The sequence below is a fragment of the Pseudomonas sp. RW407 genome, from assembly GCF_003176655.1.
In the GTDB taxonomy this organism is placed as follows: Bacteria; Pseudomonadota; Gammaproteobacteria; order Pseudomonadales; family Pseudomonadaceae; genus Pseudomonas; species Pseudomonas delhiensis.
In genome coordinates this window covers 336,309-362,518 of the sequence record NZ_QGSL01000091.1, presented here as the reverse complement: position 1 = coordinate 362,518, position 26,210 = coordinate 336,309, and the positions used below count along the sequence as shown (strand labels likewise).

General features: G+C 57.8%; 25 protein-coding genes, 1 tRNA gene and 2 pseudogenes. 16 read left to right on the top strand and 12 right to left on the bottom strand.

From position 1 onward, the window contains the following. Nucleotides 1-142: 142 nt before the first annotated feature. From yacG to pilB, 5 genes are all read right to left on the bottom strand, one after another. Entirely contained in the window at nucleotides 143-352 is a 210-nt protein-coding gene (gene yacG, locus DK254_RS13930) for a DNA gyrase inhibitor YacG (RefSeq protein ID WP_089390516.1), read from the bottom strand. Further along, nucleotides 349-957: a dephospho-CoA kinase gene (gene coaE, locus DK254_RS13925; RefSeq protein WP_089390517.1), complete on the bottom strand. Its 609-nt coding sequence runs from the start codon at nucleotides 955-957 to the stop codon at nucleotides 349-351. Before coaE ends, yacG begins: the two co-directional genes overlap by 4 nt. Nucleotides 958-1,026: 69 nt before the next feature. Then, nucleotides 1,027-1,899, bottom strand: a complete 873-nt coding sequence (locus DK254_RS13920) for an A24 family peptidase (RefSeq protein ID WP_109931545.1) — start codon at nucleotides 1,897-1,899, stop codon at nucleotides 1,027-1,029. A gap of 2 nt (nucleotides 1,900-1,901) precedes the next feature. Continuing rightward, nucleotides 1,902-3,119 (bottom strand): type II secretion system F family protein, encoded by a 1,218-nt coding sequence (locus DK254_RS13915; protein WP_109931547.1) that lies wholly within the window; start codon nucleotides 3,117-3,119, stop codon nucleotides 1,902-1,904. 3 nt (nucleotides 3,120-3,122) lie between these two features. Continuing rightward, a complete protein-coding gene (gene pilB, locus DK254_RS13910; protein ID WP_109931549.1) occupies nucleotides 3,123-4,826 on the bottom strand; it encodes a type IV-A pilus assembly ATPase PilB in 1,704 nt (567 codons plus the stop codon). 232 nt (nucleotides 4,827-5,058) lie between these two features. Between pilB and DK254_RS13905 the strand changes: the two genes are divergently transcribed. The 8 genes from DK254_RS13905 to DK254_RS13870 all read left to right on the top strand — a co-directional run bounded on the left by DK254_RS13905 (nucleotide 5,059) and on the right by DK254_RS13870 (nucleotide 13,081). Continuing rightward, the gene (locus DK254_RS13905; RefSeq protein WP_109931550.1) at nucleotides 5,059-5,478 is read left to right on the top strand and encodes a pilin; all 420 of its coding nucleotides are present in this window, start codon (nucleotides 5,059-5,061) and stop codon (nucleotides 5,476-5,478) included. Between the two features lie 66 nt (nucleotides 5,479-5,544). Continuing rightward, nucleotides 5,545-7,503, top strand: a complete 1,959-nt coding sequence (locus tag DK254_RS13900) for a tetratricopeptide repeat protein (protein WP_177411998.1) — start codon at nucleotides 5,545-5,547, stop codon at nucleotides 7,501-7,503. Beyond that, on the top strand, nucleotides 7,493-8,359 hold the full coding sequence (locus tag DK254_RS13895) for a glycosyltransferase family 2 protein (protein WP_109931552.1): 867 nt from the start codon (nucleotides 7,493-7,495) through the stop codon (nucleotides 8,357-8,359). The genes DK254_RS13900 and DK254_RS13895 overlap by 11 nt, the downstream gene beginning before the upstream one ends. A 57-nt stretch (nucleotides 8,360-8,416) precedes the next feature. Beyond that, nucleotides 8,417-9,703 carry a flippase gene (locus tag DK254_RS13890; RefSeq protein WP_158546384.1) on the top strand — a complete coding sequence of 429 codons (1,287 nt, stop codon included), beginning with the start codon at nucleotides 8,417-8,419 and terminating at the stop codon, nucleotides 9,701-9,703. 8 nt (nucleotides 9,704-9,711) lie between these two features. After that, nucleotides 9,712-10,458 carry a methionine biosynthesis protein MetW gene (locus tag DK254_RS13885; protein ID WP_109931556.1) on the top strand — a complete coding sequence of 249 codons (747 nt, stop codon included), beginning with the start codon at nucleotides 9,712-9,714 and terminating at the stop codon, nucleotides 10,456-10,458. Beyond that, nucleotides 10,445-11,422, top strand: coding sequence for a glycosyltransferase family 2 protein (locus DK254_RS13880; RefSeq protein WP_109931558.1), 978 nt, complete (start codon nucleotides 10,445-10,447; stop codon nucleotides 11,420-11,422). Before DK254_RS13885 ends, DK254_RS13880 begins: the two co-directional genes overlap by 14 nt. After that, a complete protein-coding gene (locus DK254_RS13875; protein ID WP_109931560.1) occupies nucleotides 11,419-11,811 on the top strand; it encodes an adenylyltransferase/cytidyltransferase family protein in 393 nt (130 codons plus the stop codon). Before DK254_RS13880 ends, DK254_RS13875 begins: the two co-directional genes overlap by 4 nt. 28 nt (nucleotides 11,812-11,839) lie before the next feature. Beyond that, on the top strand, nucleotides 11,840-13,081 hold the full coding sequence (locus tag DK254_RS13870) for a CDP-glycerol glycerophosphotransferase family protein (RefSeq protein ID WP_109931562.1): 1,242 nt from the start codon (nucleotides 11,840-11,842) through the stop codon (nucleotides 13,079-13,081). A gap of 4 nt (nucleotides 13,082-13,085) precedes the next feature. Here the strand turns inward: DK254_RS13870 and DK254_RS13865 are convergent, their stop codons facing one another. Genes DK254_RS13865 through DK254_RS13855 form a run of 3 tightly spaced genes read right to left on the bottom strand, consistent with a single transcriptional unit; the run spans nucleotide 13,086 to nucleotide 16,637 of the window. Next, entirely contained in the window at nucleotides 13,086-14,168 is a 1,083-nt protein-coding gene (locus DK254_RS13865; RefSeq protein ID WP_109931564.1) for a glycosyltransferase, read from the bottom strand. After that, nucleotides 14,165-15,325, bottom strand: coding sequence for a glycosyltransferase family 4 protein (locus DK254_RS13860; protein WP_371921147.1), 1,161 nt, complete (start codon nucleotides 15,323-15,325; stop codon nucleotides 14,165-14,167). Before DK254_RS13860 ends, DK254_RS13865 begins: the two co-directional genes overlap by 4 nt. Before the next feature lie 4 nt (nucleotides 15,326-15,329). Beyond that, complete coding sequence (locus tag DK254_RS13855; protein ID WP_109931568.1) at nucleotides 15,330-16,637, bottom strand: nucleotide sugar dehydrogenase; 1,308 nt, start codon at nucleotides 16,635-16,637, stop codon at nucleotides 15,330-15,332. Nucleotides 16,638-16,808: 171 nt separating this feature from the next. Between DK254_RS13855 and DK254_RS13850 the strand changes: the two genes are divergently transcribed. The 5 genes from DK254_RS13850 to DK254_RS13830 all read left to right on the top strand — a co-directional run bounded on the left by DK254_RS13850 (nucleotide 16,809) and on the right by DK254_RS13830 (nucleotide 19,107). After that, nucleotides 16,809-16,884, top strand: a tRNA-Thr gene (locus tag DK254_RS13850). 151 nt (nucleotides 16,885-17,035) lie between these two features. Next, on the top strand, nucleotides 17,036-18,109 hold the full coding sequence (locus DK254_RS13845; RefSeq protein ID WP_109931570.1) for a diguanylate cyclase: 1,074 nt from the start codon (nucleotides 17,036-17,038) through the stop codon (nucleotides 18,107-18,109). Nucleotides 18,110-18,120: 11 nt separating this feature from the next. Further along, nucleotides 18,121-18,396 carry a type II toxin-antitoxin system HicB family antitoxin gene (locus DK254_RS13840; RefSeq protein WP_371921080.1) on the top strand — a complete coding sequence of 92 codons (276 nt, stop codon included), beginning with the start codon at nucleotides 18,121-18,123 and terminating at the stop codon, nucleotides 18,394-18,396. 154 nt (nucleotides 18,397-18,550) lie between these two features. After that, nucleotides 18,551-18,778, top strand: a complete 228-nt coding sequence (locus tag DK254_RS13835) for a DUF433 domain-containing protein (RefSeq protein ID WP_109931572.1) — start codon at nucleotides 18,551-18,553, stop codon at nucleotides 18,776-18,778. Next, nucleotides 18,775-19,107 (top strand): DUF5615 family PIN-like protein, encoded by a 333-nt coding sequence (locus DK254_RS13830; protein ID WP_109931574.1) that lies wholly within the window; start codon nucleotides 18,775-18,777, stop codon nucleotides 19,105-19,107. The genes DK254_RS13835 and DK254_RS13830 overlap by 4 nt, the downstream gene beginning before the upstream one ends. 12 nt (nucleotides 19,108-19,119) lie before the next feature. Here DK254_RS13830 and DK254_RS13825 read toward each other — a convergent pair. From DK254_RS13825 to nadC, 4 genes and pseudogenes are all read right to left on the bottom strand, one after another. Then, nucleotides 19,120-19,356 (bottom strand): annotated as a pseudogene (locus DK254_RS13825) (nicotinate-nucleotide diphosphorylase (carboxylating)); the annotation flags it as partial. Continuing rightward, nucleotides 19,329-20,005, bottom strand: a pseudogene (locus tag DK254_RS13820) (HipA domain-containing protein). The pseudogenes DK254_RS13820 and DK254_RS13825, both read right to left, overlap by 28 nt. Next, complete coding sequence (locus DK254_RS13815; RefSeq protein WP_089390530.1) at nucleotides 20,005-20,256, bottom strand: helix-turn-helix transcriptional regulator; 252 nt, start codon at nucleotides 20,254-20,256, stop codon at nucleotides 20,005-20,007. Before DK254_RS13815 ends, DK254_RS13820 begins: the two are co-directional and overlap by 1 nt. A 419-nt stretch (nucleotides 20,257-20,675) precedes the next feature. Beyond that, nucleotides 20,676-21,524 (bottom strand): carboxylating nicotinate-nucleotide diphosphorylase, encoded by an 849-nt coding sequence (gene nadC / locus DK254_RS13810; RefSeq protein WP_109934227.1) that lies wholly within the window; start codon nucleotides 21,522-21,524, stop codon nucleotides 20,676-20,678. 270 nt (nucleotides 21,525-21,794) lie between these two features. Here nadC and DK254_RS13805 point away from each other — a divergent pair, with 270 nt between their 5' ends. The 3 genes from DK254_RS13805 to ampE all read left to right on the top strand — a co-directional run bounded on the left by DK254_RS13805 (nucleotide 21,795) and on the right by ampE (nucleotide 26,171). Then, nucleotides 21,795-24,077 (top strand): DUF1631 domain-containing protein, encoded by a 2,283-nt coding sequence (locus DK254_RS13805; protein ID WP_109934226.1) that lies wholly within the window; start codon nucleotides 21,795-21,797, stop codon nucleotides 24,075-24,077. A gap of 697 nt (nucleotides 24,078-24,774) precedes the next feature. Then, nucleotides 24,775-25,335, top strand: coding sequence for a 1,6-anhydro-N-acetylmuramyl-L-alanine amidase AmpD (gene ampD / locus DK254_RS13800; protein WP_109934225.1), 561 nt, complete (start codon nucleotides 24,775-24,777; stop codon nucleotides 25,333-25,335). Further along, complete coding sequence (gene ampE, locus DK254_RS13795; protein ID WP_109934224.1) at nucleotides 25,332-26,171, top strand: regulatory signaling modulator protein AmpE; 840 nt, start codon at nucleotides 25,332-25,334, stop codon at nucleotides 26,169-26,171. Before ampD ends, ampE begins: the two co-directional genes overlap by 4 nt. Nucleotides 26,172-26,210: the final 39 nt, after the last annotated feature.

The following is a 26,210-nucleotide window of genomic DNA, read 5'->3' as shown; positions in this document are numbered from 1 at the left end:
CCATGTCGCCCCATTGTAGGAGCGGGCCCTGCCCGCGATTCGCGCGCAGGGCGCGCTCCTACAGGGGAATGGCATGGCTCGGCCCGCGTAGGATTCATCCGCGATGCCGGCCAACAGGCCGGCCCATTCAACTCGCGAACCCTCAATGCCCCCGCAGCGGCGGTGCATCCAGCTCCGCGGAGAACACGTCGTCCTCCAGGTCGTTGCCGGGAATCGCATGCTCCTCGGCGGCCCAGGCGCCCAGGTCGATGAGCTTGCAACGCTCGGAGCAGAAGGGGCGGTAGAGGCTCTTGGCGCTCCATTCCACCGGGGCGCCGCAGGTCGGGCATTCAACGGTCAGGGGCTGGCTCATGGGCGTCCTCCGCGCAGGCTGAGATAGAAGTCGTGCAGGCGCTCCACTTCGCGCTGCAGGTGGCCGAGATCGCGGTCGTTCAGCAGTATGTCATCGGCATGCTTGAGGCGGTCGTCGCGTTGCGCCTGCGCCTGCAGGATGGCGCGCACCTGTTCCTCGGGGACGTTGTCCCGACGCACGGTGCGCTCCAGTTGCAGGTGCTCGGGGGTATCCACCACCAGCACCCGCTGGGCCATGCGGTGCTGCCCGGACTCCACCAGCAGCGGCGAGACCAGGATGGCATAGGGCGACTCGGCCTGCGCCAGGTTGCTGGCGATCTCCTGGCCGATCAGCGGGTGCAGCAGCTGCTCCAGCCAGCGGCGCTCCTCCGCGGACTGGAAGATGCGCTCGCGCAGGGCGGCGCGGTTGAGGCTGCCGTCGGGCAGCAGCATGGCTTCGCCGAAGCGCTCCACGATGCTCGCCAACGCGGGCCGGCCGGGCTCGACGACCCAGCGCGCGGCATGGTCGGCATCCACCATGTGCACGCCGAGGTTGGCGAAGTGGGCGGCGGCGGCGCTCTTGCCGCTGCCGATGCCGCCGGTGAGGCCAAGGATCCAGGGTTTCATCGTACTCCTCGCGCCTGGCTCCCCGTCGTCCCGCGAACGCCGGGCCGGAGAGGCAGCGCTCGAGCAGGATTACCGGAAGCCGGCGAACTGCAGATAGGTAGTGGTTATTTGATCACCCCAGAGCAGCGCAATCCAGCCGGCGATGGCCAGATAGGGCCCGAAGGGGATCGGCGTGCCGGTCTCGGCGTTGCGCAGGCGCAGCAGAATGACCCCCAGCACGGCCCCGACCAGGGACGAGAACAGGATGGTCAGTGGCAACACCTGCCAGCCGCCCCAGGCGCCGAGCATGGCCAGCAGCTTGAAATCGCCATAGCCCATGCCTTCCTTGCCGGTCAGCAGCTTGAACAGCCAGTACACCGACCACAGGCTCAGGTAACCGAACACCGCCCCCCAGAGCGCATCGCCCTGGCTGGCGAAAAGCCCGAAGTAGTTGACGATCAACCCCAGCCAGAGCAGCGGCAGCACCAGCGCATCCGGCAGCAACTGGTGGTCGACGTCGATCAGGCTCATGGCCAGCAGCCCCCAGGTCAGCAACAGCATGGCCCCGGCCTGCCAGGTAAAACCGAAGTGCCAGGCAACGAAACCGGAGAGCAGGGCGGTGGCCAGCTCGACCAGCGGATAACGCGCACTGATCGGCGCCTTGCAGGCCGAGCACTTGCCACGCAGGGCCAGGTAGCTCACCACGGGGATGTTCTCCCAAGCGTGGATCTCATGACCGCAATGCGGGCACTGGGAGTTGGGCAGCACCAGGTTGTAGGTGGCCTTCTGCTCGGGCTGGGGCAGGGAAAGCGCATCCCGCGCCTGCTGTTGCCATTCCAGCTCCATCATCTTCGGCAGGCGATGGATGACTACGTTGAGGAAGCTGCCGATCAGAAGGCCGAGCAGGGCGGCGCATAAAACAAAGGCCAGCGCGTGGCTGGCCAGGAAGTCGAGTACAGGCATGCTTAGACGACGGAACCCAGTTGGAAGATGGGGAGGTACATGGCGATGATCAGGCCGCCGACCAGTACGCCGAGGACCGCCATAATCATGGGTTCCATCAGGGTGGTGAGGTTGTCGACGGCGTTGTCGACTTCTTCTTCGTAGTAACTGGCGACCTTGTCCAGCATCGAGTCCAAGGAGCCGGACTCCTCGCCGATGGCTGCCATTTGCACGGCCATACTTGGAAAAACGCCGGTGGTGCGCATGGAGAAGTTGAGCTGAGTGCCCGAAGAAACGTCCTGCTTGATCTTGTTCACCGCGTTGCGGAAGACCACGTTGCCGGTGGCGCCAGATACCGAGTCCAAGGCTTCTACCAGTGGCACGCCGGCTGCAAAGGTAGTCGAAAGGGTACGTGCATAACGGGCTACGGCAGATTTATAAATGATACCGCCGACAATTGGTAGTTTAAGAATTCCGCGATCAACTGAGTCTCTGAATTTTTCTGACCGCCTGTGGGCTTCTCTGAGAGCGAAAGCAATGATGAACATTGCTATCAATACAATAAACCACCACTTCTGTAACGTCTCAGATAGGCCAATAACCATCTGTGTAAAGGCAGGAAGCTCAGCGCCAAAGTTGGCAAAAACAGACTGAAATTGAGGGACGACTTTAATCAAGAGGATCGCTGAAACTACAATTGCTACAACTACCACAGCGATGGGGTAGGTCATCGCCTTTTTGATCTTGGATTTCAGGGACTCAGTCTTTTCTTTGTAAGTCGCCACCCGGTCCAGTAGTGTTTCCAGTGCACCAGACTGCTCACCTGCATCCACAAGGTTGCAATAAAGATCATCAAAATACTGTGGCTTCTTGCGCAATGAGTTGGCTAGGCTATTACCCGCAGCGACCTCCTGCTTGATATCTTCGACCAACTTCCTCATGTTGGGGTTGTCGAAGCCCTCGGCGATGATGTCAAAGGACTGCAATAGGGGGACACCCGAGCCCATCATGGTGGCCATCTGCCGAGTGAATAGGGCGATGTCCATGGGCTTAATCTTCTTGCCCTTGCCTAACAGCGAAATGCCTTTTTTGCGTACCTTGGTCGGGTTGATGCCCTGCTTGCGCAGTTGTGCCTTGACCAGTGCAGTGTTGGCGCCGGAAAGCTCCCCTTTTACCTTCCCGCCCTTGCGATCCGTACCCTCCCAGGTAAAGACGCTCATCTTCAGTGCTTTTTCCGCCATGGATTAATCCTTGGTCACGCGGTTGACTTCCTCAAGGCTGGTAATGCCTTGCATGGCCTTGAGCAGGCCTGAGGTGCGCAGGTCATTGAAGCCTTCTTTGCGGGCTTGCTCCGCGATCTGAATGGAGTTGCCTTCTTCCATGATAATCCGCTGCAACGCCGGCGTGATTTTAACCACTTCATAAATACCCACGCGGCCCTTGTAGCCGTTCTTGCAATTTTCGCACCCCACGGGGGAGTACAGCTTGAAGCTGCCGATCCGCTCCTCGGGGAAGCCCTCGTGAAGCAGGGTTTCGCGTGGGATATCGTGCTCCTTCTTGCAGTGGGCGCAAAGCTTGCGCGCCAGGCGCTGGGCGATGATCAGGTTGGTCGAGGTAGCCAGGTTGAAGGAGGCCACGCCCATGTTCAGCAGACGCGTCAGGGTTTCCGCGGCGCTATTGGTGTGCAGCGTGGACATCACCATGTGGCCGGTTTGCGCCGCCTTGATGGCGATCTCGGCGGTTTCCAGGTCGCGGATCTCGCCTACCATGATCACGTCCGGGTCCTGGCGCAGGAAGGCGCGCAGGGCCTGGGCGAAATCCATGCCCTGGCGAGGGTTGACGTTGACCTGGTTGATACCCTCCAGGTTGATCTCCACCGGGTCCTCTGCGGTGGATATATTGATGTCCGGGGTATTGAGGATGTTCAGGCCGGTATAGAGGGATACCGTCTTGCCCGAGCCGGTGGGGCCTGTCACCAGGATCATGCCCTGGGGCTGCTTGAGGGCTTCCAGGTAAAGCTCTTTCTGCTCCTCCTCATAACCCAGCGCATCGATGCCCATCTGTGCGCTGGCCGAGTCGAGAATCCGCATCACGATCTTCTCGCCCCACAGCGTAGGCAGGGTGTTGACGCGGAAGTCGATGGACTTGCTCTTGGACACACGCATCTTGATACGGCCGTCCTGGGGCTTGCGCCGCTCGGAAATATCCAGGCCCGCCATTACTTTGAGGCGCGCGGAAATCCGGCTGGCCAACTGAATCGGTGGTTTAGCCACTTCATGCAGCATGCCGTCGGTACGGAAGCGCACCCGGTAGATTTTCTCGTAAGGCTCGAAGTGCAGGTCGGACGAGCCTCCCTTGATGGCATCCAGCAGCATCTTGTTGACGAAGCGCACCACCGGCGCGTCATCTGCATCGCCGCCAATGGTCTCTTCCTTACGCTCGGCGTCGCCGCTTTCGATGTCCAGGCCTTCCAGATCGACGTCGCCCAGGTCGTCCAGCCCCCCGGTAGCGCTCTCGAAGAGCTTCTCGATTGCATCACCGAGTTTGTCGTCCTCAACCAGAATAGCTTCGGTGGTCAGGCCTGTACTGAACTGGACATCCGTGATGGCCTGGTGGTTGGTTGGGTCGGAGATGCCGACAAATAGCTTGTTACCTCGACGCCACAATGGAATGACGCGGTGCTGGCGAACCAGCTTTTCGCTGATCAGTTCTTTGGGAATGCCTTCTTTGTCGATGGCCCCTAGGTCGCAGAAGGCTATGCCGAACTGATCCGCCGCCAGTTCGGTCAGTGGCCGGCTTTTGACCAGCTTGTTCTGTACCAGGTAGGTCACCAACGAAAGCTTGTTTCGTTGAGCCTGCTGCTGGGCTTGCTGGGCGCTCTTTTCGTCCAACAGATCAGCGATCACCAATTGGCGGGCGAGGCCGGAAAGCACGGCTTGATCGTTCATTGGGGGCAAATATGCGAGTTGAGTTGGACAGGACTTATAACGCACGAGGGCGATGGTGCCAAATGCCCATCATTGAAGGTGCCATTTTTTGTCAGAACCTGCCCTCAGACGATGTTCTCTTCATGGGGCTACGCCTGTAGGTCGCGGCCTTCAGCGCACGGTGATGTCTGGCACGATCTGTGCTTTTTTTCTGAAAGGTCGATAGACCTCTTCCCATTTCAAGGAGAGTTTCATGAAGGCTCAAAAAGGTTTTACCCTGATCGAATTAATGATCGTTGTCGCGATCATCGGTATTTTGGCTGCTATCGCCCTGCCGGCGTATCAGGACTACACCAAGCGTTCTCATGTGGCCGAGGGTCTGTCTCTGGCTGGTGGTGCTAAGGCTTCTGTGACTGAGTTTTTCTCCTCCCAAGGCAAGTTCCCGCCGTCTCAGGCTTCCGCTGGCTTGGCTACTGCTACTGACATCAAAGGTAATGCGGTCAAGTCGGTAGGTGTGACAGCCAATACTGGTCTCATCACCATTACCTTCAACGACAAGGTTGATGATGGCAAAACTCTGCTGCTGAGCCCGACCACTAGCTCTGGCTCCATCACTTGGAAATGTAAAGGTGGTACTGTAGAGACCAAGTATCGTCCGGCCAGCTGCCGTTAATTCTTGGTTTTCGTTGTATAAACGCCCACCCCTTGGTGGGCGTTTCCATATTTGAGATTTATTACAATGCGCCTGATGTCTCGCCATCTTCCCTTGGCTATGCTTCTGCTGATTATGGGGTTGACGGCTTTCTGCTATTTCCCAGGATTGAAAGGCGGTTTTCTCTTCGATGATTTTCCCAACCTCAGTGATCTTTCCGCCTACGGTGGAGTAGTGGACTGGGAAACCTTCAAAAGTTTCGTATTCAATGGTTGGTCTGGCCCCAGCGGTCGTCCTGTCGCATTGGCTAGTTTTTTATTGAACGACAATGCATGGCCCAGTCAGGGAAGCTATTTTAAGTCTACAAATCTTCTGATTCATTTGCTGTGCGGCTTATTGTTGTGCTGGTCCACCTTTCTTTTGCTGCGCTTGTATAATTATCCAAGAGATAAGGCAGAGTGGGTCGCCATTCTTACTTGTGCGCTCTGGCTGCTACATCCTTTTTTTGTTTCTACTACCCTTTATGTTGTCCAGCGAATGGCTCAACTGGCAGCGTTGTTCAGCCTTGTTGGTATAGTCGGTTATCTAAAGGGGCGGTTAGCGCTAGCTCAGGGCTATGCCAAGCAAGGGTACTGGTTGATGAGTGTTTCTCTCATCGTAGGGACAGTGCTGGCAACCTTAAGCAAAGAAAATGGCATACTTTTGCCGCTCCTTCTGGGATTGATTGAGTTTTGCAATCCGAGTCAAAGTAGGCTTGATTGGCGCTGGCGCCTTTTTTTCATTTGGATGCCTTCATTTTTAATTATAGGGGTATTGCTGAGTTATCTAAATTTTTCGGCAGAACCCTGGCCCAATCGCTCCTTTAATCAGATTGAGCGTTTGTATAGTGAGTGTCGCATTGTCGCCGAATATCTGATGAATCTGGTGGCTCCGCGTATAGAAGGGCGTGGTTTGTTTCAAGATGGTTTTTCTGTATCTAGTTCGCTGCTGCATCCGCTCTCAACTCTTTATTCGTTCTTGCTATTGCTCTGCTTGCTTGCTCTGGCTCTATTTGCGCGTAGACGTATCCCTTTACTGGCCTTGGCTATTCTTTTCTTCTTTGTCGCGCATATAGTGGAGTCAACACTCATTGGGCTTGAATTGTATTTCGAGCATAGAAATTATTTGTCTGCGTTGTTTTTGTTTCTTCCGTTGGCGCTGTTCATTGTTTGGTTGGCGGATAGAGTCAGTGTATCCGTTTCTGTATTGGTGGCTGTGTCGGTAATCCTGCTTTTAGCCTGCATGACTTGGCAGCGCGCTGAGCTATGGGGTGATACCGATCGCCTAGAAATGTACTGGGCGAACAATACACCAGAGTCTCCTAGAGCACAGAGCACTATTGCTTGGCGCTTGAATCGGCTTGGCCGAGGGGGGGACGCTCTTGTATTTATTGATCAGGCTTCACAACGTCTACCCGATAGTGCTCTGCTGACCATCAACGGGCTGTTGCTGCGAGTCGAGCAAGGGGTTGCGATTAACGCAGATTTTCAAGCAGCTGCGCTCCGCCTTTCTCAACAACCCTTTGATGCCCAAGCAGTTAGAGGTGTCCGTTCGCTTGCTGAAGTTATTGCTCGCGAAAGAGTTCTGGCCCGCTATCGCGAGCCTAGTGTGGAGCTTTTGGAGCGTATGGAAACCAGCTCTCGTTATGGGCGCTTTGCACTTTTCCGCCGACTGACACCATATCTGAAAGGGAAGCTGCTCCTATCGCAAGGGAAGCGCCAGCAGGCCTTGGCGAATTATTCCCTTGCTATCAGTCGATACAATGATACCGATGCAGCGATGATGATGGTCGCGGAAGTGGCTAGTAGCGGTTATGCAGAGGGTGCTCTGCAGTTGCTCGATCAGGCGGAGAGGGTCTACCGCAAGCAACCCACTTTCAAGCTGAAAAGATCCCCTGAAGTGTATGAGGCGGAATTCGAGCGTATACGTTCTCTTATATTAGGATCCAGCCAGATGCAGTCGTCGCGTTCGAAATTTAATCTAGTAGGTATTATCGATGAAGCTTAGTGTTGTTCTTCCGGCGAAGAATGAATCAGAGGCAGTCGCTAATGTGATTGAGGGTATTCGGGAGCTATATGGTGACGCAGAAATTATCGTAGTTGATGACGGTTCCACTGATGCTACCGCTAAAATTGCTGAAGGGGTTGGTGCTAAGGTTGTCCGGCATTTGTATTCGAAAGGAAATGGCGCAGCGATCAAGTCTGGGGCAAGGCAGGCAAGAGGTGATGTCATCGTTTTCATGGACGCTGATGGTCAGCATTCCCCGTCAGATATTCCGAGGCTGCTAGAGGCTCTGGAGGAGGGGCATGATATGGTAGTCGGTGCGCGTCAGAGCGGTTCTCAGGCCAGTATGGGCCGAGGTTTGGCCAATGGCTTCTATAATAGTCTGGCTACCTACATGACTGGGCATCGTGTCGAGGATCTTACCTCGGGGTTCCGTGCCGTGAGGGCGCAAAAATTTAGAGAGTTTCTCTACCTACTACCAAATGGTTTTTCATATCCAACTACCTCTACCATGGCGTTTTTTCGGGCGGGCTATTCGGTTTTCTATGTTCCTATTCATGCAGCGAAAAGAGTTGGAACTAGCCATATAAAGCCATTCAAGGATGGTGTGCGATTTTTGCTGATAATTTTCAAGATTGGTACGCTTTACTCGCCCTTGAAACTGTTTGCACCGATAGCAGCTTTTATAATGATCTTGGCAACATTTTGGTATGGATACACTTATCTTTTACACGGGCGCTTCACCAATATGAGTGCTCTTCTTTATACCGGAGGGGTAATGATATTTTTGATGGGGCTAATTTCAGAGCAAATCACAGCACTTATGTATAAGGATTCAGCAGGGCAGGATCGGAGCTAGTTCACGCGGGGATGAGCAGATGGGATGTCTGTCATGCTTAGTAAGGTGCTACCTTTCATGAGCAAGTGCTTACAGAGAAACGGTGGTTCCTCCTCTGGGTGGGAGGCACCGTTGCGCGCTGCAGGGTTGGGCACATTACTGAAACTGCTTTCAGCTGCTATGGCATTTTGCTCCAGTATCGTTTTTGCTCGCGCCCTAGGAGCGAGCGAGTTCGGTGTGTACTCCTTCGTTAATGCATGGGTATCGTTGCTTGCGATCTTGGCGGGACTTGGTTTTCCCCAGTACCTGATTCGAGAGGGTGTGCAGGCGCCGCATTGTCTAGCGTGGATGAGAACCTTTGCGGATCAACGAGCTTTTCTCTGTGGTGGAGTGTGTGCTCTTGTCCTTGTTATATTCGGCACGTTAGCTCAGCTGAGATTCGATAGTCATATCTTCCTGGCAGCAGCCCCGTTGCCATTGCTCTTGGCGTTGAGTAGTGTTCGTCAGGCATTGTTGCAGGCTCAAGGTTGGCTGGTGCGTAGTCAATGGCCATCCTTGCTCCTGATACCGACAGTGTCCTTTCTTCTCTGCTCAGTTTTATGGTTGTCGCAAGGCGGAGTAAGTGCCGCGCAGCTCATGTCGATTTCGACGATTTCTGCGGCGATAGCACTTTTGATCAATCATTTGCAATTTCGCCAGGCTGTGTCGCCCAAGGTGTCGCAGGAGGCTGCTGCGCTGCGAGTTGGGCAGGCTTTTCCATTTATGCTGCTGGCTTGCACTTATTTTGTTTCCAGCCGAATCGATCTGATCATGCTGGGGATCAACAGCAAGCCACAGGAGTTAGGGATTTATAGTGTTTCCTCTAGGGCCGCAGAGCTATTGGTTTTTTTGAGTATGGCTTCGGTTACAGCAGTGGCTCCAAGTTTTGCCCGGCTCTTGGCATCGAAGAAAAAGGATGAGTTGCAGTTGTTGGTGACATCGCTAGGGCGGCGACTGGCTTTGTTGACAGTGCCGCCTGCCTTGATCATTTTTATCTTCGCTCCCCAATTGGTTCCATTAATATACGGGCACAGTTATGCTGAGGGTGCGACTATCTTACAGATACTGATTGTTGCTCAGTTAGTTGCCGTGCTTGGCGGTCCTCTTGGGACTTTGCTAAATATGTCAGGCAACGAGAAGTCTCATCTGTTTGGTGTTGCGTTGGGTGTTCTACTGAATATCTTGCTAAATACCCTGCTATCTCCGCGTTACGGTGCCATTGGTGCGGCTATCGCCACCTGCGGTAGTATCCTATTTTCACGTGTTGTTCTACTGCTGCAAGTTCGCCAGCGACTGGATATACGACCTACGGTCTTGGGTGTCTGAAGGTTTTGATGAAAATTTTAAATAAAATACCTGTACTCCGGATTCTTAGTAGATATTGGCGTGAGATAACTCGTCCGGCTCCATTGCAGGAGTTCGAGGACTATGAAACTTACTGGCAGATGCGAGTCCAGGAGCAACGTACAGCCAAGGAGATGGATCGCTATCGCCTGATTGCCGGCGCACTGCCGATAAACTCGTCTGTTTTAGATGTCGGTTGTGGTGAAGGAAGCTTTTTACGCTACTTGTCGCGCAATCGACCGGATTGTAATGGGCATGGAGCGGATATTTCTTCTACTGCTCTAGAGAGGTTGGCCGCTTCAGGTATTAGGACGACCCAGATTAACCCGCGGAAGCGACTCGTTGAGCAATTCACCGAAGACTGGGATGTCGTTGTATTAATGGAGGTGATTGAGCATGTGGTAGATGCAGAGGATCTGGTGCGACAAGTTATCGAACTTGCTCCGCGTCGAATTTTCATAACGATTCCCAATGCCGGTTTCCTGTTGCATCGGCTCAGGTTAATGTTCGGTGGCCGCTTTCCCATTACCACAATAATTTACCACATGCGTGAGCATATTCGTTTTTGGACGGTAAAGGACTTCGAGCAGTGGGCGGCTGTATTGGGAATGCATATTCATAATTGCCAGGCTCAGGTGGACAAACCCGACAGGCTGATACGCTGGCTCAGCAATTGGTGTCCTGCACTGTTTGCGGCTCAGGTCGTCTATGAGCTGAGTCCTAATGTACAAGCCTGATAGCTTGGCCAAGGATTTTTCCAAGGGGCGGGTATCAGTAGTGATACCTACCTACAATGCCGCATCGACTATAGTCGATGCGGTTGAGTCTGTGCTGGCGCAGACCTACCGGGATATCGAGATAATTATTTGTGATGACGGGTCAATCGACGATACTCGACAGCGTCTCCAATTATTGTCTGACTCTAGGGTTCGTATTTTATATAACGATAGAAACTGTGGGGCTGGTATTTCTAGGAATCGGGCCATTGATGTATCTAGTGGGCGCTGGCTGGCATTTCTAGATGCTGACGACCAATGGATGCCGCAGCGTCTGGAAAGGTTGGTTGAGGCAGCAGGTAATGATGACTATGCTATAGTCTTCGACGATATCTTTGAATGTATCTCCACTATTCATGGTTTGAGGCCTTGGCGGCGTTTGCGTGGACCAAAAGCCTTTGGTACCAAGCCTGAGGTTCGAGTGCAGGATATTCCTAGTGCTGCATGGGCCGGTTCTTCTAGGCTACTGATGAAGCCCCTGGTTTCGCGCGCGATGCTGGAGTCCTCAGGAGTACGCCAGGGATGTAGGCCCTATGCCGAGGACTCGGAGTTTATTTTTCGATTGCTGGCCGCTGGTGCTTTTTTACGGTATGTGTCCGAACCCCTGTATCTGTATCGCGTACTGGCTGTCTCGACCAGTTCAAATCAGTCGCGTCACACCCATATGCGCGAGCTTCTCGATTTATCGCTGGGGTGGTTTGTTGACCGACCAGATATGTGTATGGCCATACGGCGTCGCCTTGCACTAGAGGTTCGCCTAGAAGCCTATTTCTTATTCCTATGGGCGTGCCGGTCCCGGCACTTCACTCTGGCGGGACGTTTGTTCTTTCGATGGCCGGGTGCTATTTCATTGGAACTCATGCGTCGATTTGCTCGGGAGGCACCCGTTTGGATTTCAAGATCATTTTGCAAGGTAAGTAAGTGAAGAAGACAGTCATCACTTTTGGGACCTTTGATGTCTTTCATGTCGGACATCTCAATCTCCTTGAGCGTGCTGCAAAGCTGGGGGAGAGTTTGATTGTTGGCGTTTCGACCGATGCTTTGAATATTTCGAAAAAAGGACGTCATCCCATATACCCAGAAGGTGAGCGGGTCAGGTTGATCCAAGCGCTGCGCTGTGTTGACGAAGTGTTTCTCGAGCACTCTCTAGAGCAGAAATTGGAGTACATTCGAGAGTACCGTGCTGACATACTAGTCATGGGTGATGACTGGGGCGGAAGATTCGATTGGCTAATGCCTTGGTGTGAGGTTATTTATCTACCGCGTACACCGTCGATCTCTACGACAGAAGTAATAGAACGAATACGCACTTAGCCTTGTTTCTCGTCGAGGTGGTTTCTTGATGTTTCACAAAGCGATATTTGCAACGGGTGCTGCTTTATTGGCACTGGTATCTAGACTTGTTGCCTACCCACTCACATTGATGATACCTCGTGATTCATTCAGTATTCTCGTTTTAGGGCGCGAGCACGGAAAGTTTTTGGATAATGCTAAGCATTTCTTCTGCTATTTGCAGGACAAAACTCCCGGATGGCGCTGCGCATTCCTAACTGAATCAACCACTACCGCATCCATGCTGCAACAGCAAGGTGTTAAAGTATTACGCTATCCAAGCTGGCCTGCATTCATTAGATTGCTACGTGCTGGCATTCTGGTGGTCGACTCCATGGATTACGGAGAGCATGGGCGAATAGGGCTGATTCGTGGTGCTCGTCTTATTCAGTTATGGCATGGTGCACCACTGAAGGAAATTGAGCTGGATCTTCATCGTCGTCGTTTGGCTCGACTATCTCCCTTTAAACGATGGCTAGTGGGGATGTACAAGGGAGTGTTGGGGAGATATCGACGCACCGATCTGTTGGTCTCTACATCCGAGTATTTCACCGAGAAGGCATTTCAACGGAGCTTTCACGCGAAGAAAATTCTAGCGCTGGGCTATCCAAGGAATGATGCCATGCTCGACGCTCTGAGGCAGTCTGGTGGATTGGTGAATTGCAATGTGGATGCTGTGGCGAGGCAGCGAATTCATGCGCACCGTGAGTCGGGTGGCAAGATCGTGGCATATATGCCGACTTTTCGTAATGGAAAAATCTCCCCCTTCGACACCGGTCACATGGATCTATCGCGTTTGTCTGCTTTTTGCGAGCGTCTTGGGATTTTGTTTGTCCTAAAATTGCATCCGCTCATGCAAGGCCGATATAGTATGGAGAGCTCTCCTTTCTTAGTGGATATTGATCCTGACTCGGATATCTATCCTCTCTTGGCTGGTATAGATATTCTGATAACTGACTATTCGTCTATTTACTTCGATTTTCTTCTCCTTGATCGCCCCATTATTTTCTATCCGTACGACTTGGATGAGTATCTGCGAGACGACAGATCTCTTCTATTTCCCTATCCAGATATGACTCCCGGGGCTCATGCACATACGTTTGATGATTTGCTTGCTTCTCTAGAGAGGCAGGTTGTTGGTATTGATGAATATGCGGGAAGACGAGAGATGGTCTTACGCCTCGCTTTTGACCATCGTGATGCTGCGGCATCAGCTCGTTTGCTTGAGTGCCTCAACTCGATACCAGTATGAGGTATCAGCGTACAGGCAACTCTCGAAGGATCCGCTCAGCAATGTGTTGCCAGTCCATCTCCAGCGGTGTGCTTGCTAGTACCGGCGCCATAAGCTGTTGGGCTATGCTCATGGCTAGGCTAGTGGGGTCATTTGGAGCTGCTAGTACATTCTCGAGCTGCAGTGCTTGAGTCGGAAAGTTCTGTATGAGATTTGGTGTGCGGGTTGCTGCGATAGGAATCTGAACAGCCAAATATTCAGCAATCTTGCAGGATGAGGCCATGTCTAAGAAGTCCGAATTTCTATAGGGCAAGGATAAGACATTACAGCAGCAGAGAGCTATTGCCACTTTTGTATGTGGAATATTGCCTAGATAGTCAACCCAGTCGTCGCTTATATTTAAATTTGCAGATTTATTTCCTGCTAGGAGTAGTCGAATCTCAAGGCCGCTTAGACGGAGATATCGGATGGCAGTCAGCAGATCAGTTAGGCCTCGATCTGGTTCCATACTTCCGAAGTAGCCTACATATAATGAATGCGTGTCGAGTCCTAGGGTTTTTCGGCAATGAGTGCGGTATCTCGGGTAGAATATTTTAGAGTCGATCCCGTTCGGGGCTATACTGAATGTTGCTTTTCGGCTTTGATAGGGCGTGGTCTCGGCTGCTAATACTGTGCTGGCAAAGAGCAGGTGGTCTGAGTTTTTGACTAGGAATTTGAATGGATCGATGCCTATGATTTTGCGATATCCAGGAAAGGTAGTGTACTTGTCGTAAATGTCGAAAGTGAACCCAGCGCCGCTCAGACGAGCAATCATGTATCCCAGCAGTCCGATATAGCAGTCACCACTGGCAATTACATTTCGCGGTCTTCGTCGCAGACTGGTAAGTAGGTGTCTCAGGCTATGCAAGCTGAAGACTGGGAGTGAATGAATTCGCAGGCTCTGGTGATGCTCACTCATCCGTTCCTTGGTGTGATAGTCGATCAGCCAGAGATTGACTTCCATACCTGTTTCCGCCCAGAACCTCGGAAGCTGGTAAATTCTACCAAATTGGTCCTTCAGAGCATCCCTGTTAGTGTAAAAGCGCTTGCCGATGAAAAGTGTGCTCATGATCGGTGCGAGGGAGCGGGCTGCTCAAGCTGATCGAGTACAGCTCTGCCAAAGTTTTCCCATGCGAAGGCTACACTATGACGCAAGCAGGTGGTATGCATACTGCCGGGTGACTTTATTACGCGAAGAGCCAACTGGGCCAGGAATTCATAATCTTCAGGTGGTGCCAGGTAACCCGACTCTCCTTCAGCGACGGCATCTATGATGCCTCCCGTGGCAAATGCCACCGTGGGTACGCCGTTGGCCGCTGCTTCAATTGCTACCATACCAAACCCTTCCGTATCATTGGGAATATGGCGAACAGGAAAAATGTGCGCGATGGCCGACTGATATGCAGTGAGCAGTTCGTCTGTGTTGGTGATTTGTCCGATTAGCCGAACGTTGTTGGCGACACCTGCAGTTCGTGCCACCTCTTCAATGCTTTCTGCCGTCTGGGTATGTGCGTGAAGGGCATCGTTGGGGGTTGAGCCCACTATCAATAGGAGTGCATCTGGACGCTCGGCGACGATGAGGGGAAGTGCCAACTGTACAAATTCGCGCAATCCCTTTCGAGCGGTCAGTCGGCCGACAGAGATGAGCACATCCCTGCCCTCGAGATTGTGCTTTGCTCTGAAATTTTGCAATTGATCGGTAGAGGCTGGAGGGGCTGGCACTGTTACGCCAGGATGTACTAAGCCGATGCGTTGCTCGCTAATTCCTGCTAAGCGGGCAAACTCCGCAGTAGAATGACTATTGGCAATTATGCGGTCCATCCGTCGAAGTGCAGGAAGCCACAGCGTTTTGTAGATTGGATTTTGGATCGTGACATCCAGTCCGTGTACATACGCCACTGCTTTTGCGCCACAAGTTCGGGCGGCTAGCAGGGCAATCGGAGCTGTGAGACCACTACCAGCCATGATGATATGGGGGCGCCATCGCCGAGAGATGCATAGTGCTTGCCTGAATGCACTCGAGAGGAAGCGCCAGAGTGGTCGTAGTGGCACCGGGTTGAAGATGGTGTTGCTTGGCACCAAGAGGGCCGCTTCACTTGGGCCGATGGTCATAACCTGCGCAGCCTTGGCTAGCTCTTGGATCAGATGCCAGTTCAAGCGCTCCATGCCTCCTACTAATGGGGGGAGGTTGCGGGTGATTAGGAGAATCTTCCAGCTTCGGTGCATTTGCTCAGGCACTGACGACATTGGCTGCCCCGGTTAGGCGTCCTCGAGTATCGATTAACAACGGTGAATGCTTCTGCAGCAGTTCGTAGTCGAAGGTATCGTGATCGGTTGTTAGCACCACGCAATCAAAGCTCTGCAAGCTTTGTTGCGTTAGCTCTACCGATTCAAGGTTAAATGAGTAGTCCCGTTTGCTTGGAAACTTTGGTACATGAGGGTCTGAGTACTCCACATGTGCTCCTTTACCCTCCAGTAGTGACATGATTTCCACTGCAGGAGACTCACGTGTATCGTCAATATTCTTTTTGTATGCCAGGCCTAGTACCAGAATACGGCTGCCCTTGATGGCACGACCGCGGTCATTAAGGGCATCCGCTATTTTCTGAACGACCCAGTGCGGCATGTAATGGTTGATTTCGCCGGCTAGCTCGATGAAGCGGGTATTGATGCCGTATTCCTTGGCCTTCCAGGTCAAGTAGAACGGATCAATGGGGATGCAGTGGCCGCCGAGACCTGGTCCAGGAGTGTAGGGAACGAAGCCGAAGGGCTTGGTCGCTGCAGCTCGGATCACCTCATGGATGTCGATTTTCATCTTATCGCAGACGATCTTCATCTCATTGACCAGGCCGATGTTCACTGCTCGGTGGATGTTTTCGAGCAGTTTGGTCATTTCCGCCACTCGTGGGCTGCTGACAGGCACCAGCGTCTTGATGGCGTGAGCGTAGGCGGCCTGCCCCAATTCTAGGCAGAGAGGAGTTTGCCCTCCAATTACCTTGGGAATGTCACTGGTGCCGTAGACGGGGTTGCCCGGGTCCTCCCGTTCCGGAGAAAAGACCAGCGCACAGTCAATTCCGGGTTCGAAACCGTGTTCGCGAAGACGGGGGAGGAGGACTTCCTCGGTGGTGCCTGGCCAAGTCGTGCTTTCCAGGCTGAGCATCTGGCCTGCGCGGAAGTGCGGCAGAATGGCTTCTATTGTGTTCACCACGAAGCTCAGGTCCGGTTCATGGTGGCGATCGAGGGGGGTCGGAACGCAAATGATCAGTACGTCGACCTCTATGCTGCGAGAGAAATCGTCCGTTGCCTCGAAGCCGCTTTCTAGAGCTTTGACAATCTGATTGCTTTCCAGTCGCTCGATGTAGCTCTTGCCCGCGTTGAGCTTGTGAACTTTCTCTGGGTCGATGTCGAAACCTATGACCCGCACGCCAACCTCGGCAAACCGAAGCGCCAATGGCAGGCCAACGTAACCAAGTCCGTAGATGCCGACAACAAAGTCATTGTCAGTGATTTTCTGACGGAGCAGGTCTAGCGCATTCATATCCGACTTCCTGAGAGGATCGACGCGCTATTCTGTCGGACTTTGTCCTGTGGAGGAAACGTGGTGTGGGCGCACGCGGAAAACTGTGATGGCGCTCTCGCCAATGCTGGTTCACGGATGAATCCGGAGCGATTGATTTGGCCTTTTTAGAGTGCTAGCTTACGCCGCGCCGCCGGTGTAGCTCAGTCGGTAGAGCAGCTCATTCGTAATGAGAAGGTCGGGGGTTCGATTCCTCTTACCGGCACCATCTCTGGCAAAGGCCCCGCTTCGGCGGGGCCTTTTGCTTTTTCGGCTCCGAAACCGTCGTATCCGCCGCATGGATGCTATCGAACGGCCATCAGGCGCCGGACTATACTGCCGCTGCCCAGGGAAGCTTTCGGTGAGGAAGGGAGCGGTCTGTGAAGCAGTCGAGTGAGTCCGCCAGGTTCAGCCGTTCCTATGCCCAGCGCGTGCTCTTGCCGCGCGCGGTGGGTTTGGCCGTGGGGTTCTTCTGTGTTGCCGGTGTGCTCTGGGGGAAGGGGTATTCGGCGTGGCTGTGGGGGTTGTTGCTGTGGTTCTGCTACCTGTGGCCCCTGATGGCCTACCAGGTCACCTCGCGCTCATCGCGGCCCAAGGAGCTGGAGCGGCGTTTCGTGCTGTTCGATTCGCTGATGGGCGGGTTCTGGATCGCCACCATCCAGTTCAACGTGCTGCCTTCGGTGATGATGCTTTCCATGCTGGCGATGAACAACACGGCGGCGGGCGGGGCGCGGTTCGTGGTCCAGGGCTTCGTGTTGCAGTCGCTGGGCATGGTGCTGTCCGGCCTGTTGCTGGGCTTCGGTTTCTCGCCCGACACGTCCCAGGTCGAGTTGTACGCCTGTATTCCCATGCTGGTCATCCACCCCATGACCATCGGCCTGGTGCTCTACCGCCTGGCCATCCAGCTGTCGCGGCACAAGAAGGCGCTGCGGGACCTGAGCCGTACCGACAGCCTGACCCAGCTGTTCAACCGCGGCTACTGGAAGGAGCGCCTGCAGCAGGAGTTCGAGCACTGCCGGCAGGCGCAGCAGCAGGCCTCGCTGGCATTGATCGACGTCGATCACTTCAAGGCCACCAACGATAGCCACGGGCACGTGATCGGCGACCTGGTGCTGCGTCGCCTCAGCGAGTTCATGCGCAGCCATCTGCGGGCCGAGGACCTGGCCGGGCGCTACGGCGGCGACGAGTTCTGCGTGCTGTTGCCGCGGCTGGAGCCGGAGGCGGCGCGGGAGGTCCTGGGGCGGCTGTCCCGCGAACTGGCCGCGGAGGCCTGGGAGCGGGTGCCGGAGTTGCGCGTCAGCCTCAGCATCGGCATCGCCGGTTTCGATCCGGCCATGCCCGACGCCACCGAGTGGCTGCGCCGGGCGGACCAGGCGCTCTATGAGGCCAAGGGGCAGGGGCGCGACCGCATCGTCCTGGCTTCCGAACTGGACGCCGCGGCGCGCCTGGCCTAGAGGACAACTGCCTGTTCGGCAAGCTGCTCTTCATCCGTGCGCTGGTCAATTACGAAGGCGAGACAGTGAGCGAATTGCAGGCCGCCTTCCGCGAGGCGGTGGACGACTACCTGGCCACCTGCCAGGAACAGGGGCGGGAGCCAGAGGTGCCCTGCAAGGGATCGTTCAATGTGCGGGTCGGCCATGACCTGCATCTGGCCGCGAGCGTGGCGGCCAACCGGCAGCGCATGAGCCTGAACGACCTTGCCCGGCAGGCGCTGAGCGAATATCTGCAGCACCATGGTTGAGGCGCCGAATACCCTCGAAGAGGCGCTTGCTGGATGAGCTATCGGCCTCGTGGCGCTGACCTGGCCCGTCGCGCCGCTACAGGCCAAGCTCGCTATGCGAGCCGAGGCGGATGATACAGTTGGATGACGTTACCCTTTCAACTGAGACAGAGCCATGGCGGATGAGTCGAGGATTACCCTGGAGCCCGGCAAGCGTGGCGGGAAACCCTGTGTGCGCGGGCTTCGGATAACCGTGGAGGATGTCCTGAGCTGGCTGGCCGCCGGAATGAGCCAGGAAGAAATCATCGCTGACTACCCGGAGCTCGAGCGTGAAGACATTCTCGCTTGCCTGGCCTTCGCGGCGGCTCGCATGAAGCATTCGGCGTGGATCAAGGCGGCATGAAGCTTTTGCTGGACGAGAATCTTTCCCGGCGCATGTTGCCCTCCCTGGAAATGGACTTTCCCGGTTCTTCCCAGGTTGCCTTGCTCGGGCTCGAGCAGGTAAGTGATAGGCGGATATGGGAATACACGAAGCAGCGCGACTACGTGATCGTCACCAAGGATGAGGACTTTCATGATTTGCAGGCAGCTTGGGGATATCCACCCAAGGTGATCCTGCTGGCGATGGGTAACGGTTCGAACCAGTCAATCGTCCAGGCCCTTTGCAATTCGGCAGAGCAATTGAAAAGGAGCCTGGAAGACGAGCGCATCGGCCTGGTGGAGCTGATCTGACCCGCGGCGCCGTTACAGGCTCAACCGCATCGACAGGTCCAGCGCCTTGACGTCCTTGGTCAGGGTGCCGATGGAGATGTAGTCCACGCCGGTCTCGGCGATGCCGCGCAGGGTGCTCTCGTTGATCCCGCCGGAGACTTCCAGCTTGGCACGGCCGGCGGTCAGGGCCTGGTTCGGTTCGTCCAGGTCTTCCACCTTGATTTCCACCGGCTTGCCCGGGCCTAGCCGAAGGTCCTGGCGAAGGGTTCGGCGCTGTGTCGGATGGCGGCCACCACCCGGGGCGCTTGCTCGCAGAGCCCGGGGTGGTTTGCCAGCACTTTTTCCACCGCTTGCAGTTGCGCGCGTATGACTTCGGCCGGCCGGGCCACATCACATACCCTGGCAAGGTCCAGAAGCCCTTGCCTCGATGCGAACAGCGACTTGTTGCCGGCAAGGTCCAGGGCAAGCACGTCCTCTGGGATATAGGCAGTGGTATTGACGATGTCATAGGCCGGCGCCTGCCGCGCGTCGCCTTGTGTCGGATCCGAATAGAGCAGGCCGAAATTCTTCAAGTGTGCGTCGCCATTGCCGACGATGCAGCTCAGGGACACGATGCCGAAAAACTGTTCCAGGGAGGCCGGCACATGCTCGGGAGGACAGAACAGACGGATGGCCTTGGCAATGGCCGCTTGGCCAGGCGGTTGCGCAGTTGTTCCAGGACATAGCCTTCGGGCAGGTTCATCTGGAAAATCGGGTGCAGCTCGCGATGGCGATACTCTTCCTGGCGCACAGGCATGAGCAGGCTGACCGTGGCTCGCGCATCCGTCCCTTCCTGATAGCGAAACAGGTAGTCATCTGCGCTACTGAAGAGCCTTCCGCTCGGACCTTCTGGCGTTGAAACCTTCAGCGTCACCGGCATCAGTCGAACACTCCCTGGATTTCCTCCAGCGTAGGTCTCGCTGCCGGTACGAGCGCGAACTCGCAGTCCAGGGCGCCGAGGATGCGGGCATAGGCCATCATGGCGACCGACAGGCTGCCTTTCTCGGCGGCGATGATCTTTTGTCGGGTGAGCCCGGCCATGGAAGCAAGCTTGGCCTGGGTCAGCCCGCGATTCAGACGCCTTTGTCGAATCTGCTCACCCAGGCGGGTTGAGATGAGGGAATAGTCCATGTTCTGAATACGTGACAAGGCATGTGTTATGTAACGTATACGGAACCTGCTGGAAAGGCAAAGCCCTGGGTCGCCTACGCCGCCCCACTCGCACCATTCCCTTGTAGGAGGGCGCCCCTGCGCGCGAATCGCGGGCAGGGCCCGCTCCTACAGGTAGCCGGGAAGCACGGTATTCCTCCCCCGTAGGACCTTGTCCGCGATGACCGGGCATATCGGCGCGATTCGTGGATGAGATCCGCTCCTACGCTGCCCCACCCACGCCATTCCCTTGTAGGAGCGCGCCCTGCGCGCGAAATCGCGGGCAGGGCCCGCTTGTGGCTTCGCTGGGAGGGGCGCGGGTTCTCATGCCAAACCCGCAATGCCGTTCCCCTTCCTGGTGGCCCGTCGGCCTGGTGGAGCTGATCTGACCCGCGGCGCCGTTACAGGCTCAACCGCATCGACAGGTCCAGCGCCTTGACGTCCTTGGTCAGGGTGCCGATGGAGATGTAGTCCACGCCGGTCTCGGCGATGCCGCGCAGGGTGCTCTCGTTAATCCCGCCGGAGGCCTCCAGCTTGGCGCGGCCGGCGGTCACTTGCACGGCGGTGCGCATGTCCTCCAGGCTCAGCTCGTCGAGCATGATGATGTCGGCGCCGGCGGCCAGGGCCTGGTTCAGTTCGTCCAGGTCCTCCACTTCGATCTCCACCGGCTTGCCCGGGGCGATGCGCCGGGCCTCGGCGATGGCCTGGGCGATGCCGCCGCAGGCGGCGATGTGGTTTTCCTTGATCAGGAAGGCGTCGTACAGGCCGATGCGGTGGTTGTGGCAGCCACCGCAGGTGATCGCGTACTTCTGCGCCAGGCGCAGGCCGGGCAGGGTCTTGCGGGTGTCCAGCAGCTTGACGCCGGTGCCTTCCACCAGGTCCGCATAGTGGCGGGCGCGGGTGGCGGTGCCGGAGAGCAGCTGGAAGAAGTTCAGCGCGCTGCGCTCGCCGCTGAGCAGGGCGCGGGCCGGGCCCTGCAGGCTGAACAGCGTCTGGTCGGCGCTGACCCGCTCGCCGTCGCGCACCTGCCATTGCACCTGCACGCGCGGGTCGATCTGCCGGAAGACTTCGTCGACCCAGGCGCAGCCGGCCACGGTGGCGTCCTCGCGGGTGATGACGCGGGCCTGGGCCTCGCGTTCGGCGGGGATCAGCTGCGCGGTGATGTCGCCGCTGCCGATGTCTTCGGCCAGGGCGGCGCGGACGTTGGCCTGGATTTCCCCGGTGAGGTCGGCAAGGGTGAGGTTCGGCATGGCGGGCTCCTGATTCGCGGTGGCGGGATTATACGGGGCGCGGCGGCGGCCGTGTGCATCCGCGGTGGCCGCCGGGAGTCGGACGAACGGTGGCTGTTCTTGTGTGAATTTCATCAAGAATGCCCGTGAAGGCTCTTGGTTGTAATCGGGGGTTCTCTATAATGAATAAGATGATTCTTATTTTTGACGCCATCTGATTGACGTTACGGACAACGCTCCCCCGAACATTGCCGTCGAAGCCCTGGCAGGCCCGTCGGCAGGAGACTTGCGATGCAGAACGACGCGAACGTAGTGCCGCTGAACAAGGCGGCCCAGGGCCAGTCGCCGACTGCTATCCCCGGGCGCCTGCCCGCGGCGCTGGTCAACGTCCGTGACAAGGCTTCGGTCCAGCTGCGCCAGGCCCTGCAGGTGCTGTTCGACAATGCCGACGACACCCTCTTCGAGATGGCCGACCGTGCCACCAGCAACGCCGAGCAGAGCGCCTTCTTCGAGGCCATGCGCGACCTGCGCCTGAAGCGCAAGGGCATCGAGCGCGGCTTCGTGCAGAAGTTCTTCGAGGGCTTCGCCAACCTCAACCAGTACCAGATCGGCAAGGCGCCCCAGCTGGACGCCGTCTCCTTCGACAACCTGTCGCTGGTACAGAACGACGAACTGGAAGAGACCGTGGCGATGGACGCCATGGTCGGCAAGGTGCTCAGCCGCGACGGCCTGGCCCTGGGCCACCTGACCACGCGCCTGAACACCCTGGTCAGCAACAAGGTCGAGGACAAGACCAACCCGCTCGGCCCGCGCCCGCTGTGCGAGGCCTTCCTCGAGGCCTGCCAGGGCCTGGGCGTGGAGATCAAGGTCAAGCTGATCGTCCTCAAGCTGTTCGAGAAGTACGTCCTTTCCGAGCTCGAGCAATTGTATGCCGAGGCCAACGAGATCCTTGTCGCCCACGGCGTGCTGCCCGAGCTGAAGTCCGCCCCCGTGCGCCGCCCGTCCCGTCCCGCCGCCGAGGCTCCGGCCAGTGGCGGCTACGCCGGTGCAGCCGCACAGGGCGCCGCCTCCGCTGCCTATCCGGATGCCGAGAGCCAGGAGGCCTTCGGCGCCCTGCAGGAGCTGATGTCCCAGGTCCGCGGCAGCCTGGCCGCGCGCCGCCAGGTGCCCGCCGACGCGGTGCCGATTTCCAGCAACGACCTGATGCGCCTGCTCTCGCACCTGCAGGACCACCTGCCGGCCCAGGGCATGGACGAGGTGGACGTGCGCCACCACCTGGACCACCTGCTCAACCGCGTCAGCCACAAGAGCGGGCGCTCGCGGGTGGTGGGGCAGGTCGACGAGGACGTCATCAACCTGGTGTCCATGCTCTTCGAGTTCATCCTCGACGACCGCAACCTGCCGGATTCGCTCAAGGCCCTGATCGGCCGCATGCAGATCCCGATGCTCAAGGTCGCGGTGCTGGACAAGACCTTCTTCAGCCGGGGCAACCATCCCGCCCGGCGCCTGCTCAACGAGATCGCCTCGGCGGCGCTCGGCTGGGCGGAACAGACCGACCTGCAGCGCGACAGCCTGTACCAGAAGATCGAGCAGGTGGTGATGCGCCTGCTGAACGACTTCGTCGACGACACGGCGATCTTCGGCGTGCTGCTGGAAGACTTCATCGCCTACACCGGCGACGAGCGCCGCCGCAGCGAACTGCTCGAACAGCGCACCCGCGACGCCGAGGAAGGCCGCGCCCGTGCCGACGCGGCCCGGCGCGAGGTGGCGCTGGTGCTCAACCAGCGGCTGTTCGGCCGTACCCTGCCCGAGGTGGTGGTGCGCCTGCTGCGCGAGGCCTGGAGCAAGGTCCTGCTGCTGACCTGCCTGAAGCACGGCAGCGATTCGCAACCCTGGCGCGACGCCGTGGCGACCATGGACGACCTGATCTGGAGCGTCGAGCCCCACGAGGACCCGGAGTCCCGCACGCGCTTGCTGGAAATGGTCCCGCAACTGCTCAAGTCGCTGCGCGAGGGCCTGACCAGCGCGGCCTTCGATCCGTTCTCCACCGGCGAGTTCTTCAGCCGCCTGGAGAGCCTGCACGTGCAAGCCTTCCAGCGCTTCAAGCAGGCGCAGGAAGCGGCGGCCGACGACGACCTGCTGGATGGCATCCCGCTGCTCGACGAGCCCGTCGAGGCGCCCGCGGCGCAGGCCAGCGGCCAGCCGGAGATGGTCGCGGTGGTGGAGGAGATCGTCCTGGCGACGCCTGACGAGGAGCGTGCGCCGGAGCCGGAAGAGCTGCTGGCGGACGACGACGAGTCGCTGCGCAAGGTCGACGAGTTGCGCGTGGGCAGCTGGGTGGAAATCCACGAGGATGCCGAGCACAAGCTGCGCTGCAAGCTGGCCGCGGTGATCAAGCCGACCGGCCGCTACATCTTCGTCAACCGTACCGGCATGAAGGTGCTGGAGAAGACCCGCATGGGCCTGGCCGTGGAGTTCCGCCGCAACGCGGTGCGCCTGCTGGACGACGCCCTGCTGTTCGACCGTGCGCTGGAGTCGGTGATCGGCAATTTGCGGCGGTTGAAGAACGCCTGAGCCTTCCTCCCCAGGGAGCACGCTCCGTGCTCCCGGTACCCTCATCTATCGCGGACAAGGCTCCTACGCAGCAGAAACACCATGCCTCACAACAAACTGTAGGAGCGGGCCCTGCCCGCGAATCGCGCGCAGGGCGCGCTCCTACATGGATGCGATGTCGGGGCAACCCGTAGGAGCGGATCTCATCCGCGAATCGCGCCGATACCTCCGGTTATCGCGGACAAAGTCCGCTCCTACACAGCGGAAACGCCCTGCCTCACAACAAACTGTAGGAGCGGGCCCTGCCCGCGATTCGCGCGCAGGGCGCGCTCCTACATGGACGCGGTGTCGGGGCAATCCGTAGGAGCGGATCTCATCCGCGAATCGTGCCGATACCTCCGGTTACCGCGGACAAAGTCCGCTCCTACACAGCGGAAACGCCCTGCCTCATAGCAAACTGTAGGAGCGGGCCCTGCCCGCGATTCGCGCGCAGGGCGCGCTCCTACATGGACGCGGTGTTGATGCAACCCCTAGGAGCGGATCTCATCCGCGAATCGCGCCGGCACCTTCGGCTATCGCGGACGGAGTCCGCTCCTACGGGAGTGCCATGCCTCGCGGTGGGCGGTAGAACCGCAAGGCCCCGACATCCCCCACAACAACCCCAATCGTTCTCTTCCGCCGCAAGCTGCTTTAGAGTGGGCCCAATCAAGGAGCCCCTATGCAGTTCGATCCCCGCAGCGGCTGGTGCCAGGGCGTCAGCCACTGTCCTTCGCCCAATTTCAACGCCCGCCCGGAGGGGGAGGTGGTCTCCCTGCTGGTGATCCACAACATCAGCCTGCCGCCGGGGCAGTTCGGTACCGGCAAGGTGCAGTGCTTCTTCCAGAACCGCCTGGACGCCGACGAGCACCCCTATTTCGCCGACATCGCGCAAATGACTGTGTCCGCGCACTTCCTCATCGAGCGCGACGGCAGCGTGTTCCAGTTCGTCTCCTGCAACGACCGCGCCTGGCATGCCGGCGTGTCGCGCTTCGATGGGCGGGAGAACTGCAACGACTTCTCCATCGGCATCGAGCTGGAAGGCACCGACGATGAGCCCTACAGCGATGCGCAATATGCCGCCCTGGCGGCGCTGGGCCGGCAGTTGCTGCGGGCCTACCCGGCCATCACCGCCGAACGCATCCGCGGCCACAGCGACATCGCCCCGGGGCGCAAGACCGACCCGGGCCCGGCTTTCGACTGGCAACGTTTCCTCGCCGCTCTTTCCAAGGAGTCGACATGAGTTTCCTGGTACTGCTGCTGGCCCTGCTGGTAGAGAAGTTCTCCGGCTGGCGCGCGCGCCTGCAGAAGGATGGCGCCTGGCTCGCCTGGCTGGGTATGGTGCAGGGGCTGCCGGCCGTGGCGGCGCGGCCCTGGCTGGCGCTGCTGGTGGCCCTGCTCGGGCCCCTGCTGGTGCTGGCGCTGGTGCTGACGCTGCTGCAGCCGCTGGCATACGGCCTGCTGGCGCTGCCGGTGCACCTGCTGGTGCTGGTCTGGAGCCTGGGCCGCGGCGACGTGCACCAGGCCATGGGGCCGTTCCGCGACGCCTGGCGGCGCGAGGACCTGCAGGGCGCCTACCACGTCGCCGAGCGCGACCTGGGCGTGCAGGCCGATTCCGATGCCGAGCTGTTCGCCCAGGTCCAGGGCATGCTGGTGTGGCAGGCCTTCCAGGGCTTCTTCGCGGTGATCTTCTGGTATGCCCTGCTGGGCCCGGCGGCGGCCCTGGCCTACCGGCTGCTGTCGCTGACCGAGGTGCACCTGGGCCGTGCCGCGGGGCTCGGCGAACGGGCCGCGCTGCTGCGCCATGCCTTCGACTGGCTGCCGGCGCGGGCCCTGGCGCTGAGTTTCGCCTTCGTCGGCAACTTCGCCGCCGTGGCCCGGGTGCTGCTGCACCACCTGCTGGCCTGGGACGTCCCGGCGGCCCGCCTGCTGGCCCAGGCCGCCTGCGTCGGCGAGGACCTGTGCGACGCCACGCCCGGCCCGGCCGGGGTCGCCAGCCTGGATGCGCTCTGGCAGCTGCTGGTGCGGGCGGCGGTCTTCTGGTACGCGGCTTTCGCCCTGTGCGCGCTGTTCCTCTGAGTACCGCACGTCGCCACTGATGGCGTTTTAACCTTAAGT

What these genes read in the sequence shown, in the direction of transcription:
- yacG (WP_089390516.1), bottom strand. Translation starts at nt 352, where the DNA reads ATGAGCCAGCCCCTGACCGTTGAATGCCCGACCTGCGGCGCCCCGGTG.
- coaE (WP_089390517.1), bottom strand. Translation starts at nt 957, where the DNA reads ATGAAACCCTGGATCCTTGGCCTCACCGGCGGCATCGGCAGCGGCAAG.
- DK254_RS13920 (WP_109931545.1), bottom strand. Translation starts at nt 1,899, where the DNA reads ATGCCTGTACTCGACTTCCTGGCCAGCCACGCGCTGGCCTTTGTTTTA.
- DK254_RS13915 (WP_109931547.1), bottom strand. Translation starts at nt 3,119, where the DNA reads ATGGCGGAAAAAGCACTGAAGATGAGCGTCTTTACCTGGGAGGGTACG.
- pilB (WP_109931549.1), bottom strand. Translation starts at nt 4,826, where the DNA reads ATGAACGATCAAGCCGTGCTTTCCGGCCTCGCCCGCCAATTGGTGATC.
- DK254_RS13905 (WP_109931550.1), top strand. Translation starts at nt 5,059, where the DNA reads ATGAAGGCTCAAAAAGGTTTTACCCTGATCGAATTAATGATCGTTGTC.
- DK254_RS13900 (WP_177411998.1), top strand. Translation starts at nt 5,545, where the DNA reads ATGCGCCTGATGTCTCGCCATCTTCCCTTGGCTATGCTTCTGCTGATT.
- DK254_RS13895 (WP_109931552.1), top strand. Translation starts at nt 7,493, where the DNA reads ATGAAGCTTAGTGTTGTTCTTCCGGCGAAGAATGAATCAGAGGCAGTC.
- DK254_RS13890 (WP_158546384.1), top strand. Translation starts at nt 8,417, where the DNA reads ATGAGCAAGTGCTTACAGAGAAACGGTGGTTCCTCCTCTGGGTGGGAG.
- DK254_RS13885 (WP_109931556.1), top strand. Translation starts at nt 9,712, where the DNA reads ATGAAAATTTTAAATAAAATACCTGTACTCCGGATTCTTAGTAGATAT.
- DK254_RS13880 (WP_109931558.1), top strand. Translation starts at nt 10,445, where the DNA reads ATGTACAAGCCTGATAGCTTGGCCAAGGATTTTTCCAAGGGGCGGGTA.
- DK254_RS13870 (WP_109931562.1), top strand. Translation starts at nt 11,840, where the DNA reads ATGTTTCACAAAGCGATATTTGCAACGGGTGCTGCTTTATTGGCACTG.
- DK254_RS13865 (WP_109931564.1), bottom strand. Translation starts at nt 14,168, where the DNA reads ATGAGCACACTTTTCATCGGCAAGCGCTTTTACACTAACAGGGATGCT.
- DK254_RS13860 (WP_371921147.1), bottom strand. Translation starts at nt 15,325, where the DNA reads ATGCACCGAAGCTGGAAGATTCTCCTAATCACCCGCAACCTCCCCCCA.
- DK254_RS13855 (WP_109931568.1), bottom strand. Translation starts at nt 16,637, where the DNA reads ATGAATGCGCTAGACCTGCTCCGTCAGAAAATCACTGACAATGACTTT.
- DK254_RS13835 (WP_109931572.1), top strand. Translation starts at nt 18,551, where the DNA reads ATGGCGGATGAGTCGAGGATTACCCTGGAGCCCGGCAAGCGTGGCGGG.
- DK254_RS13830 (WP_109931574.1), top strand. Translation starts at nt 18,775, where the DNA reads ATGAAGCTTTTGCTGGACGAGAATCTTTCCCGGCGCATGTTGCCCTCC.
- DK254_RS13815 (WP_089390530.1), bottom strand. Translation starts at nt 20,256, where the DNA reads ATGGACTATTCCCTCATCTCAACCCGCCTGGGTGAGCAGATTCGACAA.
- nadC (WP_109934227.1), bottom strand. Translation starts at nt 21,524, where the DNA reads ATGCCGAACCTCACCCTTGCCGACCTCACCGGGGAAATCCAGGCCAAC.
- DK254_RS13805 (WP_109934226.1), top strand. Translation starts at nt 21,795, where the DNA reads ATGCAGAACGACGCGAACGTAGTGCCGCTGAACAAGGCGGCCCAGGGC.
- ampD (WP_109934225.1), top strand. Translation starts at nt 24,775, where the DNA reads ATGCAGTTCGATCCCCGCAGCGGCTGGTGCCAGGGCGTCAGCCACTGT.
- ampE (WP_109934224.1), top strand. Translation starts at nt 25,332, where the DNA reads ATGAGTTTCCTGGTACTGCTGCTGGCCCTGCTGGTAGAGAAGTTCTCC.